The organism is Leifsonia sp. NPDC080035, assembly GCF_040050925.1.
Classification (GTDB): domain Bacteria; phylum Actinomycetota; class Actinomycetes; order Actinomycetales; family Microbacteriaceae; genus Leifsonia.
The window spans coordinates 1,262,837-1,277,957 of the sequence record NZ_CP157390.1; the positions used below are offsets into that span (position 1 = coordinate 1,262,837).

Annotated in this window: 15 protein-coding genes; 5 read left to right on the forward strand and 10 right to left on the reverse strand. The window is 72.3% G+C overall.

Annotation, left to right across the window (positions count from 1 at the left end; all coding sequences use genetic code 11):
* Window positions 1-117: 117 nt before the first annotated feature.
* Window positions 118-1,293, reverse strand: coding sequence for an alcohol dehydrogenase catalytic domain-containing protein (locus AAME72_RS06120; RefSeq protein ID WP_348789353.1), 1,176 nt, complete (start codon window positions 1,291-1,293; stop codon window positions 118-120).
* 113 nt (window positions 1,294-1,406) lie between these two features.
* Here AAME72_RS06120 and AAME72_RS06125 point away from each other — a divergent pair, with 113 nt between their 5' ends.
* Window positions 1,407-1,964: a gamma carbonic anhydrase family protein gene (locus AAME72_RS06125; RefSeq protein WP_348789354.1), complete on the forward strand. Its 558-nt coding sequence runs from the start codon at window positions 1,407-1,409 to the stop codon at window positions 1,962-1,964.
* Here the strand turns inward: AAME72_RS06125 and AAME72_RS06130 are convergent.
* Window positions 1,961-2,368, reverse strand: a complete 408-nt coding sequence (locus AAME72_RS06130; protein WP_348789355.1) for a hypothetical protein — start codon at window positions 2,366-2,368, stop codon at window positions 1,961-1,963. The two genes, AAME72_RS06125 and AAME72_RS06130, sit on opposite strands and share 4 nt — an antisense overlap.
* A gap of 85 nt (window positions 2,369-2,453) precedes the next feature.
* On the reverse strand, window positions 2,454-2,759 hold the full coding sequence (locus AAME72_RS06135; protein WP_348789356.1) for a hypothetical protein: 306 nt from the start codon (window positions 2,757-2,759) through the stop codon (window positions 2,454-2,456).
* Between the two features lie 147 nt (window positions 2,760-2,906).
* Between AAME72_RS06135 and AAME72_RS06140 the strand changes: the two genes are divergently transcribed.
* From AAME72_RS06140 to AAME72_RS06150, 3 genes are read left to right on the forward strand one after another with little or no spacing between them, the layout of a single operon-like run.
* Window positions 2,907-4,103 carry an EfeM/EfeO family lipoprotein gene (locus AAME72_RS06140; protein ID WP_348789357.1) on the forward strand — a complete coding sequence of 399 codons (1,197 nt, stop codon included), beginning with the start codon at window positions 2,907-2,909 and terminating at the stop codon, window positions 4,101-4,103.
* Window positions 4,100-5,350 carry an iron uptake transporter deferrochelatase/peroxidase subunit gene (gene efeB, locus AAME72_RS06145; protein WP_348789358.1) on the forward strand — a complete coding sequence of 417 codons (1,251 nt, stop codon included), beginning with the start codon at window positions 4,100-4,102 and terminating at the stop codon, window positions 5,348-5,350. Before AAME72_RS06140 ends, efeB begins: the two co-directional genes overlap by 4 nt.
* A gap of 51 nt (window positions 5,351-5,401) precedes the next feature.
* Window positions 5,402-7,090: an alkaline phosphatase family protein gene (locus AAME72_RS06150; RefSeq protein ID WP_348789359.1), complete on the forward strand. Its 1,689-nt coding sequence runs from the start codon at window positions 5,402-5,404 to the stop codon at window positions 7,088-7,090.
* Between the two features lie 84 nt (window positions 7,091-7,174).
* Here AAME72_RS06150 and AAME72_RS06155 read toward each other — a convergent pair whose 3' ends face one another.
* The gene (locus AAME72_RS06155; RefSeq protein WP_348790097.1) at window positions 7,175-8,026 is read right to left on the reverse strand and encodes an NAD(P)H-binding protein; all 852 of its coding nucleotides are present in this window, start codon (window positions 8,024-8,026) and stop codon (window positions 7,175-7,177) included.
* Window positions 8,027-8,031: 5 nt separating this feature from the next.
* Window positions 8,032-8,397: a VOC family protein gene (locus tag AAME72_RS06160; RefSeq protein ID WP_348789360.1), complete on the reverse strand. Its 366-nt coding sequence runs from the start codon at window positions 8,395-8,397 to the stop codon at window positions 8,032-8,034.
* 67 nt (window positions 8,398-8,464) lie between these two features.
* Here AAME72_RS06160 and AAME72_RS06165 point away from each other — a divergent pair, with 67 nt between their 5' ends.
* Window positions 8,465-9,313 (forward strand): MerR family transcriptional regulator, encoded by an 849-nt coding sequence (locus AAME72_RS06165; RefSeq protein WP_348789361.1) that lies wholly within the window; start codon window positions 8,465-8,467, stop codon window positions 9,311-9,313.
* A gap of 158 nt (window positions 9,314-9,471) precedes the next feature.
* Here the strand turns inward: AAME72_RS06165 and araA are convergent, their stop codons facing one another.
* The 5 genes from araA to AAME72_RS06190 form a co-directional block, all read right to left on the reverse strand.
* Window positions 9,472-10,989: an L-arabinose isomerase gene (araA, locus tag AAME72_RS06170; RefSeq protein WP_348789362.1), complete on the reverse strand. Its 1,518-nt coding sequence runs from the start codon at window positions 10,987-10,989 to the stop codon at window positions 9,472-9,474.
* Window positions 10,989-11,693, reverse strand: coding sequence for an L-ribulose-5-phosphate 4-epimerase (locus AAME72_RS06175; RefSeq protein WP_348789363.1), 705 nt, complete (start codon window positions 11,691-11,693; stop codon window positions 10,989-10,991). The genes araA and AAME72_RS06175 overlap by 1 nt, the downstream gene beginning before the upstream one ends.
* Before the next feature lie 12 nt (window positions 11,694-11,705).
* Window positions 11,706-13,379: an FGGY-family carbohydrate kinase gene (locus tag AAME72_RS06180; RefSeq protein WP_348789364.1), complete on the reverse strand. Its 1,674-nt coding sequence runs from the start codon at window positions 13,377-13,379 to the stop codon at window positions 11,706-11,708.
* Window positions 13,380-13,548: 169 nt separating this feature from the next.
* Window positions 13,549-14,553, reverse strand: a complete 1,005-nt coding sequence (locus tag AAME72_RS06185) for a LacI family DNA-binding transcriptional regulator (RefSeq protein WP_348789365.1) — start codon at window positions 14,551-14,553, stop codon at window positions 13,549-13,551.
* A 150-nt stretch (window positions 14,554-14,703) separates the two neighbouring features.
* Window positions 14,704-15,108, reverse strand: a complete 405-nt coding sequence (locus AAME72_RS06190) for an NUDIX domain-containing protein (RefSeq protein WP_348789366.1) — start codon at window positions 15,106-15,108, stop codon at window positions 14,704-14,706.
* Window positions 15,109-15,121: the final 13 nt, after the last annotated feature.

Genomic DNA, 15,121 nt, shown 5'->3' on the forward strand with positions numbered 1-15,121 from the left:
GGATGGCGGGGCGGCGGAGGCGAGCTATCGGTTCCGGAGTTCAGCACGCCACGAACCGGCGTGTCGTGCGAACAACTCCGGAACGGATGGCCGGGCGAGCCGGGAAAGGACGCTGCGTCAGGGGTGGAGCACCACCTTGACGCAGCCGTCCTTCTTGTCGCGGAACAGGTCGTACATCTCCGGCGCTTGCTCGAGCGAGGCGTGATGGGTGACGATGTCCTCCGTCCCGAGCGGATCCGCCGGGTCCTCCACGAGCGGCAGGATGGTGTCCCGCCACGCGTGGACGTTGCACTGGCCCATGCGCAGCGCGATCTGCTTGTCGAACATGGTCATGAACGGCATCGGGTCGGCGACACCGGCGTACACGCCGCTCAGCGACACGGTGCCGCCGCGGCGCACAGAGTCGATCGCGAGCATCATCGCCGCGAGCCGGTCGACGCCGACCGTCGTCATCAGCTTCTTGGCCACCGGATCCGGCAGGAGGCCCACCATCGACTGGGTCATCGCCGTCGCCGGGTTGCCGTGCGCCTCCATCCCCACGGCGTCGATCACCGCGTCCGGGCCGCGACCGTCCGTCGCCTCGCGCAGCCACACGGCCGCCTCGTCGTCGAGGTCGAAGGTGTCGACGCCGTGCCGCTCCGCCATCGCCCGGCGCTCCGGCACCGGGTCGACGGCGACGACGCGGTGACCGAGGTGGACGCCGATCCTGCTCGCGAACTGGCCGACCGGTCCCAGCCCGATCACCCCGAGCACGCCGCGCTCCGGAAGCTGGGCGTACTGCACCCCCTGCCACGCGGTCGGCAGGATGTCGCTGAGGAACAGGTAGCGCTCGTCCGGCAGCTCCGACCCCACCTTCAGGGCATTGAAGTCCGCGAGCGGCACGCGCAGGCGCTCCGCCTGGCCGCCCGGCACCGAGCCGTACAGCTCGGTGTAGCCGTACAGGCTCGCGCCGGTGCCGTGGTCGTAGTTCTGCGTCGTCTCGCACTGCGTTGTGAGGCCGAGCCTGCAGAAGTGGCAATGCCCGCAGCCGATCACGAACGGGATCACCACCCGGTCGCCGACGGCGAGCGTCGTCACCTCGGGCCCGACCTCCTCGACGATCCCCATCGGCTCGTGGCCGAGGATATCGCCCTTCTCGAGGAACGGTCCGAGGACGTCGTAGAGGTGCAGGTCGGAGCCGCAGATGGCGGTGGAAGTGATCCGGATCACCACGTCCGTCGGCTCCTCGATGCGCGGTTCCGGTGCGTCGATAACGGCGAGCTGCTTCGTCGCCTGCCAGGTCAGTGCTCTCATGGCAGGGTTTTTACGCCCCGCATCGTGCTCGCGACAGGGGTTCACAGCGGGCGGCTAACGCGCATGCCCGCCGCCTGTGTACTCGACGCACGGCAGGGACCTAGGGTGAGGGGATGGCCACGATTCATCCGACGGCGCGGGTGGCGCCGAGTGCGGTGCTCAGCGGGGACGTGACGCTGGGGCCGGGGGCGCGGGTCTCCGCAGGCGCGGTGCTCGACGGGAGCCGCGGGCCGGTCGTGCTCGGGGAGGACGTGCTGGTCATGGAGCACGCCGTCCTGCGGGGCCGCGCCGGCCATCCCCTCTCGATCGGGGCTGCCGTGCTGATCGGCCCGCACGGCAACCTCACCGGCGCGCGCATCGAGGACGAGGTGTTCGTCGCCACGGGCGTGTGCGTGTTCGCGGGAGCCGTGGCCGGCGCACGCTCGGAGCTGCGCATCCACTCGGTGCTGCAGGTGAACTCGGTCCTCCCGCCGGACACGGTCGTGCCGATCGGCTGGATCGCCGCCGGCGACCCGGCCCGGCTGTTCCCGCCCGACCGGCACGACGAGCTGTGGGCGGTGCAGCGCGAGCTCGACTTCCCCGGAACCATGTACGGCGTGCCCCGGGACACCCCGATGCGCGAGCTGATGCGCCGGCTGCGGGAGGCCGACCCGGCGCCCGGCGTCTGTTAGCCGCGGGCCAGCGTGCGCAGCTCGCGCCCGTGCACGGTCACCGCGTAGATGACGAGCACGTCGACGGCGACCATCACGATCGACCACCACGGCTGCGCGGGCAGCGACATCAGCTGCGTCACGGCGTTGAGCGCGGCGATCACGACCGCGAAGATCCTCGCCCACAGCGCCCCGCGGATCAGGAACACGCCGGCGAGCAGCAGCAGCACGCCGACGATCACCGACCACCAGCCCCACGCCTGCAGGTTGAAGCTCGCCAGCGCGTCCTTGCCGACGAAGTAGGCGGTGTCCGGCCCGAAGATGGCCATGAAACCGTAGAAGAGGTCGATCGCCGCTCCGATGAACAGCAGGATGGACGCGAACCAGGCCCAGCCGACCCAGCCCGTGACACGCGTGTCAGTCATGACGCACCCCGTTTCGTCAGGACGGCGGCGGGGTCGCCGCCGTGCTGGCGCTCACGGTAGGGGCAGCACCCGTCGTGTGGCTACATCACATTTCGGAGGGCGTGTGCACGAGTTCGTCGACGTGGAATCCCGCGGTCGCCTCCTCGTACGTCGTGTGCTTGCGGGCGGGATGGGAGTCGGCAGGCGGCGGCACGTCCGCCCGGTGCAGCGCGTGCAGCACGAGCTGCTCGACGAGCGCGGCCGCGGTCGTCTCGCGGTGGCGGGCGATGCGGACGAGGTTGGCGTACTCGCGTTCGCCGAGGCGGATGGTCAGCGGGATCCCTGCAGGCGCACGGCCAGGACCGTGCGCCGACGCGGGTTCAGCGACCCCAGTGGCATGAGAATCCTTCATGGGCTGATATTCGCATGTGAGGGCTTTCAGGTAGATGCCCAATGTGACGATCGTCCGACCCCCATTCGGGGTGCATGCCGTGACCGCTCGGTGAACAGCGGATGAAGCCGGGATCCCGCCGAACGGCCCGCTCCTAGGATCGCAACCATGTCGAAGCGCGCACAGTTCACCGCGCTCTTCGGCGTACTGGCCGCCCTGATCGCCGTCGCCGTCGTGCTGACAGTCGTGGCCCGGCCGGCCGCCGTCAGCGCCGCGTCCACGACGTCGCAGACCATCGCCGTGACCGCCGGGATGGACGACTGCGGCCGCGGCTGGGGGACCGACGGCGTGGCGCCGGGAGGCGATCAGCCCTTCACCGTGACCAACACGACCGTGGCCGGCATCGAGGTCTACCTGCAGGCGGTCGACAGCGCGAAGGTCTTCCTGGACCTCGAGAGCATCGGCGCCGGCGCGCACGCCGGCGCGCGGGTGACCCTCGGGGCCGGACGATACCGATTCGTCTGCCTTCCGGCCGACGCCGACCCGGTGCACGGTCCGACCGTGCGGGTCGGTTCCGCGCCGCCGGGATCGACGCTCACACCGGGAATCGTCCCCGTGACTCGGGCGGACCTCATCCCGCCCACCAAGGCGTACGGCACCTGGGTCGCCTCGCGGCTGCCCGCGCTCCGTCAGCAGGTCGGCGCGATCGTCGCCGACGCCGAGGAGGGCGACCCAGCGGCCGCACGACGGGACTGGCTGGCCGCACACACGACCTATGAGACCCTCGGCGCCGCCTACGGCGCGTTCGGCGACGTGGGCGACGCGATCGACGGGCTCCCGCGTTCGGGACTGACGGGATTCCACGCGGTCGAGGCGGCGCTCTGGCCCGGCCGCGCGGGAGGCGCAGCATCCACCGCCGCCGCATCCACGGCCGCCAAGGCGCTCGCCGCCGACGTCGAGAAGCTGGTCGCGGCGTTCCCGGCCGCGCGGATCGACCCGGGGGACATGGGCCTGCGGGCCCACGAGATCGTCGAGGACGCGCTGCGGGACGTGCTCACCGGCGCGGCGGACGCGGGCTCCGGCACCGAGCTGGCCACCGTCGACGCCAACCTGACCGGGGCGGCGGAGGCCCTCGCCCCGCTGCACGGCATCCTCGCGACCCGCTACCCGCGGCTCGCGGACACCGAGCGCGCCATCGCGTCGACGCAGGCCCTGGTGCGGAGCCTCCGCGGTGCGGACGGCGCGTGGCCGCCGCTGTCGAGGCTCGGCGCGGCTCAGCGCGAGCGAGTGGATGCGGCCCTCAGCGAGACCGCGGAGCTGCTGGCGCCGGTCGCCGCCATCTGCGACCCGAGGAGGGACTCATGACCATCGGTCGACGCGGGCTGCTCCAGGCCGGCGCCGGTGCGGCGGCCGGGGCGGCGGGGACGATCGCCGCCGGACGGATGTTCGGCGGCGGCACCACCGCGGCCGCCGTCGACACCGCGACCACCGCGCATCCCGAGCGCACCGCGCGCTCCCTCGGCTTCCACGGCGCGCACCAGCAGGGCGTCCTCACGCCGCCGCAGCGGGCCGCCGCGTTCGTGGCGCTGGACGCGACGTCCGCGAACCGCGCCGAGCTCGCCGACCTCTTCCGCACCATCACCGAGCGCGCGCGCTTCCTGACGACGGGCGGGACGCCTCCCGACCCCGGCCTCACCGCGCCTCCCCGCGACTCCGGCGTGCTCGGCCCGACGGTCGTGCCCGACGGGCTGACCGTGACGCTGTCGGTCGGGGCGTCCCTCTTCGACGGCCGGTACGGGCTCGCGGCGGCGAAGCCCGCGCGGCTGCGGACGATGGACGCGTTCCCCGACGACGCGCTGCGCCGGGAGGTGTGCGACGGCGACCTGCTGCTGCAGGTCTGCGCCGACGACCGCGACGCGGTCACGCACGCGGTCCGCGAGATCGCGCGGGCCACCCGCGGCGGGATGGGCGTGCGCTGGCGGCAGGACGGCTTCGTCTCCCCGCCGCGCCCGAGCGGGACCCCGCGCAACCTGATGGGCTTCAAGGACGGCACCAGCAACCCGGACACGAGCGACGCCGCGCTGATGTCGCAGCTGGTCTGGACGAAGGCCGGCGCGGACGAACCCGCGTGGGTCGCCGGCGGCAGCTATCACGTCGTGCGCGTCATCCGGATGCTCGTCGAGTTCTGGGACCGGGTCAACCTGCACGAGCAGGAGAACATGATCGGGCGGCGCCGGGACACCGGGGCCCCGCTCACCGCCTCGGCGGAGCACGACGACCCTCACTACGAGAACGACCCCTCCGGCGACGTCATCCAGCTCGACGCGCACATCCGGCTCGCGAACCCGCGCACCGCGGCCACGGCGGCGCAGAGGATGCTGCGCCGCGCCTACAACTACGACGGCGGCGTCGACTCCAACGGGACGCTCGACATGGGCCTCGTCTTCGTCGCCTTCAACCAGGATCTCGACCGCCAGTTCGTCACCGTCCAGAAGCGGCTGGCCGGCGAGCCTCTCGTCGACTACATCCAGCCGTTCGGCGGCGGCTACTACTTCGCGCTCCCCGGCGCGCGCGACTCCTCCGACTGGCTCGGCCGCGGCATGTTCGCCTGAGCCGGCCGGAGGACACCGGAAACACCCACCAACGAGAAGGAAGCAGGAATCGTGTTCAGACTCCCCCGTCTGCGCCGCAGCCCGGCCGGACTCGCCGGCCTCGCCCTGGCCGGCGCCGCAGCGCTCGCCGGCGCCGGCATCCTCGCGGGCGCGCCCGCGATCGCGTCTCCCGGTCACGGGACGCCCGACCACTCCATCCAGACCCAGACGCCGATCAAGCACCTCGTCGTGATCTTCGACGAGAACATCTCGTTCGACCACTACTTCGGCACCTACCCGACGGCCGCGAACACCGACGGGACCACGTTCACGGCGGCGAAGAACACCCCGAAGGCGAACACGCTCGTCACCAGCGGGACGCTCACGAACAACCCCAACCTGTACCCGCCGTCGCGGCTCTCCCCGGCGCAGGCGCTCACCTGCGACCAGAACCACAGCTACGCCGCCGAGCAGGCCGCCGTGAACGGCGGGAAGATGGACCAGTTCGTCCAGAAGACCGAGACCGACACCTGCACCGGCGCGTTCGGCGAGCCGGGCCTGGTGATGGACTACTACGACGGCAACACGGTCACCGGGCTCTGGAACTACGCCCAGAACTACGCGATGAGCGACAACATGTGGGACACCACGTTCGGCCCGTCGACGCCAGGCGCGCTGAACCTCGTCTCCGGGCAGACGCACGGCGGCACCGCGTACGACCCGAAGACCGGCGCCGTGCTCGCCTCGTCGACGGCCGTCCAGTCGGCGGACGCGCAGCACGTCGGCACCGTGATCGGCGACCCCGACCCCGCCTACGACGACTGCTCCGACAACGACCACACCTCCTCGTCGGCCGTCGTCGGGATGAGCGGGAAGAACGTGGGCGACCTGCTCAACGCCCGCGGCGTCACCTGGGGGTGGTTCCAGGGCGGCTTCACGCCGACCACCGCGTGGGACGGCACCAGCGGCGGCTACGCGAAGTGCGACGCGACCACCGCGAACATCGGCGGCGCGACCCCGAAGGACTACTCCCCGCACCACAACCCGTTCTCGTACTACAAGTCCACGTCCAACCCGCACCACCTCGCGCCGACCTCGGTGAAGGCGATCGGGCACACCGACCGGGCCAACCACCAGTACGACCTGACCTCCTTCGACGCGGCCCTGAAGGCGGACAACCTCCCGGCCGTCTCGTTCCTGAAGGCCCCGGAGGCGCAGGACGGCCACGCGGCCTACTCCGACCCGCTGGACGAGCAGAAGTTCCTCGTCAACGAGATCAACGCCATCCAGAAGTCGGACAGCTGGTCGAGCACCGCCGTCGTCGTGACCTACGACGACTCGGACGGCTGGTACGACCACGTCGCCCCGAAGGTGACGAACGGCTCGAACGACTCGGCCGTCGACTCGACCGTGTGCACGAGCGTGAAGAAGGTCGCCGGCGGCTACGCCGACCGTTGCGGCCCGAGCCAGCGCCTGCCGTTCCTGGTGGTCTCGCCGTACGCCGCTCAGAACCGCATCGACCACGCCCCCATCGAGCAGGCCAGCGTCCTGCGCTTCATCGAGCAGAACTGGCGCACCGGCCGGATCGGCGACGCGTCGTTCGACACCCGCGCCGGCTCGATCGGCGGTCTGTTCGACTGGTTCCGCCCGCAGCAGCGCGAGGTCCTGCTCGACCCGGCCTCCGGCGCCGTGGCCACGGTCGTGCCGACGGGCTCGCACTGGCCGAAGCCGCCGCGCCACGGCTGGGACGACCAGCGGTAGCACCCGCCCGAGCGAACCGCCGGGTACGTGGATCGTCCGCGTACTCGGCGGTTTCGTGCGTATTATCGGCGTGCTCGGCGGCCGTCAGCGTGGGCGGGTGTCCAGGTACTCGTCGAGCGAGAGGGGGCTGCGACCGGTCACGCGCTCGACCGCGCCGCTGACCCCGGCCAGCTCGCCCGCGGCGATGGCCGTGTACGTGGAGACCCAGGCGTCGTACTGCCAGTCCGGCGCGTCCCACTTCTTCCGCGACTCGTACGCCTCCTCGACGGTCTCGTCGTGGAACGACACCGCCCGGCCGAGGTGCGCGCTGAGCTTCTCGGCGACCTCGGCCATCGTCAGCTCCTCCGGTCCGGTGAGATCGTAGGTCGCGCCCGCGTGCCGGTCGGGATGCTGCAGCACCGCCGCCGCGACGCGCGCGACGTCCGCCCGCGCGACCATCGCGGCGCGCCCGCCGTCGGCGGGGCCGCGGATCACGCCGTCGTCGCCGATCATGTGCTCGACGAAGTCGAGGTAGAGGTTGTCGCGCAGGAACGTGTGCGCGATGCCCGTCTCACGGATGCGCTGCTCGGTCGCGTAGTGGTCGCGCGCGAGGGTGAACGTCGCGTCCGGCGCCGCCCCGAAGAAGGACGTGTAGACGATGTGCGCAACGCCCGCGTCGGCCGCCGCGGCCAGGAAGGCGAAGTGCTCCCGCAGCCGGTCCGCGTTCTCGGCGGCCGACACCATCAGCAGCGTGTCGACGCCCTCCAGCGCCGCCCGCGCGACCACCGCGTCGCCGTAGGTGCAGGCGACGACGGTGCTGTTCGGGAAGTGCGGAGCCCGCTCGGGGGAGCGCGCGAGCATCCGGAACGGCACGCCGGCGTCGGCGAGGGCGTCGGCGGTGAGCCGGCCGACGGTCCCGGTCACCCCGGTGACCGCGAGCGAGGGGAGACCGTTCACGTCGCTCACCAGCAGAGGCAGAACGGGTGGCCGGACGGGTCCTCGTAGACCTGGAAGCCGCCGTCGGCGTCCAGGTCGTGGGCCGGCCTCAGCAGCCGGGCGCCGCTGGCGACGGCGTGCTCGTGCGCCTCGCGGATGTCGTCCACGTACAGGTCGAGGTGCAGCTGCTGCTGGGCGCCGTCCGGCCACTGGGGCCGCTCGTGGTTCGGGGCGAGCTGGAAGCCGAGCCGCGGCTCACCGTCGACGCGCACCGTGCGCCAGCCCTCGTCCTCGCTGTCGGTGACCTCGCCGCCGAGCAGACGCGCCCAGAAGCCCGCCTCCCCGTCGAGGTCGGGGGTGTCGAACACGACGATCTGCCGGTGGATGTTCATGGGGCCATCCAAGCCCGCACCGACGCGCCGGGCAAGAGCCGGGATGCGGGTGCTTGACCCTCACACCGTGTCAGGCTGGAGCGTGGTCTCCAACATGTACACCATCGGAGAGTTCGCCGCGATCGGCCGGATCAGCGTCAGGATGCTGCGGCACTATGACGCGATCGGCCTGCTGCCGCCCGCCCGCGTGGACGAGCGCAGCGGCTACCGCTTCTACTCGGACGCGCAGCTGGGCGACCTGCTGCTCGTCGTGGAGCTGCGGCAGCTCGGGGTCGGCCTCGACGCCATCGCCGCCGTGCTCGCGTCCGACGACCCGCGGCCCGCCCTGTCGGCGGCGCTGCGGCAGCGCCGGAACGAGCTGCAGGCGGGGATCGCCGAGGACCGGTCGCGGCTCGACCGCGTCGAGCGGCGCCTCCGGATACTGGAAGGAATCGAGATCATGTCGACACCCGTCGAATACCGGCCGCTGGACGCGGTCACCGTCTACGCCGTGAGCGCCACCGCTCCCGGCATGGGGCCGGAATACGTCGGCCCCATGGTCGGCCCCCTGATCGGCGAGCTGGACCGTGCGCTCCAGGCCGCGGGGCGCCCCATCCTGGAGCCGTCGGTGTTCTGGTACGAGGCACGCGAGGACGAGCGGCTCCAGGTGCACATCTCGTATCCCGCCGAAACGCCGCCGCGCCCGGGCGATGGCTACGCGGTGGTGGACCTGCCCGCCGTCCCGCTCGCCGCGACGCTGCTGCACCGCGGCGACATGACCGGGATCGGCGACTCGTGGATGGCGCTCACCGAGCAGCTGGTGGCCGACGGCTACCGCGTGTCCGGCCCCACCCGTGAGGTCTATCTCGAGGCGACCGGACACGAGCCCGGTCCCGACTGGGTCACTGAGCTCCAGGCACCCGTCGAGCGCATCTAGCGGCCCCCGGCACCCGCCGACTACGCAGAAAGTGCACTCAAAACCGCCGAGTACGGAGAGGATCTCCGTACTCGGCGGTTTCGGTGTGAAGGGGTGAGGGAGAGGGCCCGGCCGCCGACGCCGATGACATGCCGACGGCCGGGAGTCGGGGCCCGGGGTCAGATGCCCCGGGCGAGGCGGTAGTAGGCGGCGTTCCAGTCGAGCTCGCGCTGGAAGCCGCGGAGCGTCGTGTCCTCGTCGATCACCAGCAGCTCGGTGCGGGCCATCCGTGCGAAGTCCTCGAACGCCTGGATGCCGACGGCGGTGCTCATCACGGTGTGGTGCGCCGCGCCCGCCTCGAGCCACGCGGTCGCCGAGGTCGTGAAGTCGGGGGCCGGCTTCCACACCGCGCGACCCACCGGCAGCTTCGGCAGCGGTGCGGTCGGCTCGACGACCTCGACCACGTTCGCGACCAGCCGGAACCGGTCGCGCATGTCCGAGAGGGCGACCACGACGGCGGGTCCGGGGTCCGCGGTGAACACCAGGCGCACCGGGTCGTCCTTGCCGCCGATCCCGAGGGGATGCACCTCCAGCGTCGGCTTCGCGCTGGTCAGCGCCGGCGAGACCTCGAGCATGTGCGCGCCGAGGATGCGCTCGTCGCCGGGCGTGAGGTCGTACGTGTAGTCCTCCATGAGGGAGGCGCCGCCCGGCAGGCCCGCGCCCATCACGTTCGCCGCGCGCACCAGGATGGCCGTCTTCCAGTCCCCCTCCGCACCGAAGCCGTAGCCCTCGGCCATCAGGCGCTGCACCGCGAGGCCGGGCAGCTGCTTCAGCGCGCCCAGGTCCTCGAAGCTCGTGGTGAACGCACCGAAGCCGCCCTCCTCCAGGAAGGCGCGCAGCCCGAGCTCGATCGCGGCGCCGTCCCGCAGCGACTGGTGCCGGTCGCCGCCGCGGCGGAGCTCGGGAGCGACGTCGTAGAGGTCCTCGTACTCGGTGACCAGCGCATCCACGTCGCCGTCGGCGGCGGCGGACACCGCCTCCGCGAGCTCGTTCACGCCCCAGGTGTTCACCTGCACGCCGAGGCGCAGCTCGGCCTCGGTCTTGTCGCCCTCGGTCACAGCGACGAAGCGCATGTTGTCTCCGAAGCGGGCGAGCTTCAGCGAACGCGTCGCCGCCCAGCCCGCCGCGGCGCGCATCCAGGTGCCGATGCGGGAAGCGACGACGGGGCTGCTGACGTGACCGACCACGGTCGTGCGCGGGACGCCGAGCCGGGTCTGGATGTACCCGAACTCGCGGTCGCCGTGCGCGGCCTGGTTGAGGTTCATGAAGTCGAAGTCGATCTCGCCCCACGGCAGCTCGACGTTCGCCTGGGTGTGGAAGTGCAGCAGCGGCTTCTGCAGGGCGTCGAGGCCGGCGATCCACATCTTCGCCGGGCTGAACGTGTGCATCCAGGCGATCAGGCCGATCACCCGGTCGTCGGCGTTCGCCTCCAGCGCCGTGCGGCGGATCGCGTCCGCGTCGGTGAGCACCGGCTTCCAGACGACGCGCACCGGCACGTCGGAGGACGCGGCAAGCCGGTCGGCGATCCCGCGGGACTGCTCGGCGACCTGGGCCAGCGTCTCCGGCCCGTACAGGTGCTGGCTGCCGGTGAGGAACCAGACCTCGTACGGCTCGAGGGAGGTGGTGAGCTTCGGCATCAGGAGAGGGATCCTTCCGGGTTCTGTCCGTAGACGTTCTGGTAGCGGTCGAAGAGACGGTCGATCGCCTCCTGCGGGATGGGCACAAGCGGACCGCCCTGGCGCGCGATGTGCACGGTGCGGGCGACGTCCTCGGCCATCACGGCCGCCTTGACCGCGTCGCGCGCATCCTTTCCGATGGTGAAGACACCGTGGTTCTGCATCAGGACGGCGCGGCTGCGGTGGCCGGTCAGGGTCTGCACGATGCCGCGGCCGATGGAGTCGTCGCCGATGATCGCGAACGGGCCGATCGGGATCTCGCCGCCGAACTCGTCGGCCATGGCGGTGATGACGCACGGGATGGGTTCGGCGCGCGCTGCCCAGGCCGTCGCGTAGGTGGAGTGCGTGTGCACGACGCCCGCGACCTCCGGCATGTTCCGGTAGACGTAGGCGTGCGCGGCGGTGTCCGACGACGGTGACCGGTCACATCCGATCGATCCCGGCACGACCTCGCCGTCGAGCGTGCACAGGATCATGTTCTCGGGGGCGAGATCGTCGTAGTCCACGCCGCTCGGCTTGATCACGAAGAGGTCCTCGCCCGGCACCCGCTCGGAGATGTTGCCGCCGGTCCAGACGACGAGGCCGTAACGGACGAGCTCGTCGTGCAGCGCCGCGACCCGTTCCCGGACGGCGCGGACGGTGGGGGTCTCGTGCTCGGTGGTCATGAACGGTGCTCCTCAGCTCTCGTCGCTCTCGGTGGGCCTCGCCGCTCTCAGCGGGATGGCCGCGACGGCGGCGCGCTCGGCGGCGAGGCCGGCCTCGTAGCGGTCGAGGTAGGCGGAGAAGCCGGCCACGTCGGCCGGGTCCGGCGCGACCGTGTCGACGTCGAAGCCGCCGAAGACGCGGGTCTCGAGATAGCGGTCGAGCGGGAGCGGTTCGGCGTCCGCGCCGGTGTCCGGCGCTGCGCCCGATCTCGCGCTTGCGGCGTACGCGGCGAGCACCGCGATGCCCCACGCGCCGCCCTCGGACGCGGTGTGCGCGATCGAGACGGGAGCGTCGAGCGCACCGGCGAGGAACCGCTGCGCGACCCCGGCCGTGCGGAAGACGCCGCCGTGCCCGAACATCCGATCGAGCGCGACGCCCTCCTCTGCCAGCACGCGCATCCCGAGCGCCAGCGTCCCGAAGACGCCGTAGACCTGGGCGCGCATGAAGCCGCCGAGGGTGAACCGGCTGTCGGGGGTGCGGACGACCAGCGGCCGGCCCTCCGCGAGGCCGGCGATCGGCTCCCCCGCCAGGTGGTTGTAGGCGAGCAGTCCGCCCGCGTCCGGTTCGCCGTCGAGCGCCTCGCGCAGCAGCGTCTCGAAGACGACGTCGGCGTCGAGCGGGACGCCCGCGGCCTCGGCGAACCGGCCGAACAGCCCCACCCACGCCGCGAGCTCGCTCGCACCGTTGTTGCAGTGCACCATCGCCACCGGGTCGCCCGCGGGAGTGGTCACCACGTCCAGCTCGTCGTGCACTCGCGCGAGCGGCTTCTCGAGAACGACCATCGCGAAGACGCTCGTGCCCGCGCTGACGTTGCCGGTGCGCGGCGCCACCGAGTTGGTCGCGACCATGCCGGTTCCCGCGTCGCCCTCCGGCGGGCAGAACGGCGCGCCGGGGCGCAGCGTCCCCGAGGGGTCAAGCAGTGCAGCGCCCTCGGCGGTGAGCTCGCCCGCCGCGCGGCCCGCCCGGAGGGACTCGGGGAGCAGCGTTCGCAGCGCCGGGATGCGCCCGGCCGCGAGTCCGTCGTAGCGGGCGATCAGCTCGGCGTCGTAGTCGGAGGTGGCGGGGTCGATCGGGAACATCCCGGATGCGTCGCCGACGCCGAGCACCCGCCGCCCGGTGAGGCGCTGGTGCACGTAGCCGGCCAGTGTGTTGATCGAGTCGAGGCGCGCGAGGTGCGGCTCCTCGTCGAGGACGGCCTGGTGCAGGTGGGCGATCGACCAGCGCAGCGGGATGTTGACCCCGAGCAGCACGGACAGTTCGGCGGCCGCCGGACCGGTCGTCGTGTTGCGCCAGGTGCGGAACGGGACGAGCAGCTCGCCGTCCGCGTCGAACGCGAGGTAGCCGTGCATCATCGCCGAGAGGCCGACCGCGCCGAGGCGTTGCGGGCGCACGCCGTGGCGGCGCTCGGCGTCGGCGGCCATGTCCGCGTACGCGGCCTGCAGCCCCGACCAGATCGCGTCGACCGGATACGTCCACATCCGGTCGCTGAAGTCGTTCTCCCACTCGTGGCCGCCGACGGCGAGCACGGTGGCGGGGTCATCCAGCAGCACGAGGCAGGCCTTGATGCGCGTCGAGCCGAACTCGATGCCGAGGGCGGTGCGGGCCTCCGCGATCGCGCTCCTGGCGGCGCCGTCGTCGAGCGTCATCCTCATCCTCACCTCGTTGTGACCGGTCACACGTTCGTGACGAGCCTAAGCCACCGCCCCACCTCCGTGTCAAGCCGCCCGGACATTTGCGCCAAATCGCGGTTCCGAGCGCGCCGAAGCCGACATGTGCGCCACATGTCCCCCGCCGGACGCCGGAGCCGCGACAGTGCTACGCGGACTCGCGGATCACGAGCTGCGGGGGCACCGGGTCCACGGCGCCGGGCGTCCCGCCCTCGATGTGGGCAACCAGCCGCGCGACGCAGCGGCGGCCCAGCTCGGCGAAGTCCTGGCGCACGGTCGTCAGCGGCGGGGCGAAGAACGCGGCCTCCGGGATGTCGTCGAAGCCGACCACCGCGAGGTCCTCCGGCACCCGGCGCCCGAGCCCGCGTGCGGCGTGCAGCACGCCGAGCGCCATCTGGTCGTTGGAGGAGAACACGGCGGTGATGCTCTGGTCGGCGAGCAGCTCGGCCGCGATCGCGGCGGCGGAGGCGGCGGTCCAGTCGCCCTCGCGCGAGACGACGGCGTCCGCGGCCGCGCCGGCCTCTGCCATCTCCGCGAGGAAGCCTTCGCGGCGCGCGATCGCCTCGGACCAGTCGGCGGGACCGCTCAGGTGCGCGATCCTGCGGTGGCCGCCGGCGAGCAGCCGGCGGGTGGCGAGGCGCGCACCCTCCACCTGGTCGACGAACACGCCGTCGTCGCCCGAGACGCCCGCTCCGTGCAGCGTGACCGAGGGGACGCCGAGCGCGACCGCCCGCATCGCATCCTGCGCCCTCGCCTGCGGCGCGATGACGATGACGCCCTCCACCGCCTGCGCGAGCAGGTGATCCAGCGCGGCCTCGAGGCCCACGCGGTCGAGGGAGGCGGCGTGCGCGACGGTCACGAAGTAGCCGGCCTCGCGCGCGGCCGTCTCCACGGCGTCGAGGCTGGAGGCCGGACCGAACAGAGACGACGCCGACGCCGCGAGCACGCCGAGTGTGCGCGAGCGCGCGGTCGTGAGCATCCTGGCGGCGCGGTTGGGGCGGAAGTTGAGGTCGGCCATGGCCGCGAGCACGCGCTCGCGGGTCTCCGGCCGGATGCTGGGGTGCGCGTTGAGCACGCGCGAGACGGTCTGGCGCGACACCCCGGCCGCTGCCGCGACCTCCCGGACCCCCGGCACGCGCACGCTCTCGCTCACATCCACACCCTAGCGACCGCGCTCACCCGCCCACCGCCGAGTACACGGAAAGTGCGGCCGGGGCACCACCCCGATTCGTCACGAATGCGCGCCGTTCGTGACGAATCCCGCGCATTCGTGACGAATCGATGTGGTGGTGCGAGAGAAGCGTCAGTCGATGAGGTCGAGGGCGGCGAGGCGGGTCAGAACCTCGCGGCCGGCGGGCGGGCAGCGGTCGGCGTCCGCGGTCGTGACCCAGTGCAGGGCGCCCACCTCGGCGGAGGCGGCGGGATCCGCGTCCGTCTCCGCGCGGAACACGCGCATGTGCACCTCACGGCCGTCCGGCTCGCCGTGCGCCTGCGTGCGCACCTCGAAGAGCTCCACGAGCCCGTCGGCGTCCAGGCGCAGGGACACCTCCTCGTGGGCCTCGCGCGCCGCGCCCTCGGCGGCGGTCTCCCCCGGGTCGATCTTTCCGCCCGGCATGTAGTACACGTCCCGATCGCGGGCGGTCACCATCAGCACGCGGCGATCGCGCACCAGCGCGACAGCCGCGACGAGCAACGGGGGAAGGGCCATCCCTTCACGCTAG

What these genes read in the sequence shown, in the direction of transcription:
- AAME72_RS06160 (WP_348789360.1), bottom strand. Translation starts at nt 8,397, where the DNA reads ATGAACATCCACCGGCAGATCGTCGTGTTCGACACCCCCGACCTCGAC.
- AAME72_RS06175 (WP_348789363.1), bottom strand. Translation starts at nt 11,693, where the DNA reads ATGACCACCGAGCACGAGACCCCCACCGTCCGCGCCGTCCGGGAACGG.
- AAME72_RS06125 (WP_348789354.1), top strand. Translation starts at nt 1,407, where the DNA reads ATGGCCACGATTCATCCGACGGCGCGGGTGGCGCCGAGTGCGGTGCTC.
- efeB (WP_348789358.1), top strand. Translation starts at nt 4,100, where the DNA reads ATGACCATCGGTCGACGCGGGCTGCTCCAGGCCGGCGCCGGTGCGGCG.
- AAME72_RS06190 (WP_348789366.1), bottom strand. Translation starts at nt 15,108, where the DNA reads ATGGCCCTTCCCCCGTTGCTCGTCGCGGCTGTCGCGCTGGTGCGCGAT.
- AAME72_RS06120 (WP_348789353.1), bottom strand. Translation starts at nt 1,293, where the DNA reads ATGAGAGCACTGACCTGGCAGGCGACGAAGCAGCTCGCCGTTATCGAC.
- araA (WP_348789362.1), bottom strand. Translation starts at nt 10,989, where the DNA reads ATGCCGAAGCTCACCACCTCCCTCGAGCCGTACGAGGTCTGGTTCCTC.
- AAME72_RS06130 (WP_348789355.1), bottom strand. Translation starts at nt 2,368, where the DNA reads ATGACTGACACGCGTGTCACGGGCTGGGTCGGCTGGGCCTGGTTCGCG.
- AAME72_RS06135 (WP_348789356.1), bottom strand. Translation starts at nt 2,759, where the DNA reads ATGAAGGATTCTCATGCCACTGGGGTCGCTGAACCCGCGTCGGCGCAC.
- AAME72_RS06180 (WP_348789364.1), bottom strand. Translation starts at nt 13,379, where the DNA reads ATGACGCTCGACGACGGCGCCGCCAGGAGCGCGATCGCGGAGGCCCGC.
- AAME72_RS06140 (WP_348789357.1), top strand. Translation starts at nt 2,907, where the DNA reads ATGTCGAAGCGCGCACAGTTCACCGCGCTCTTCGGCGTACTGGCCGCC.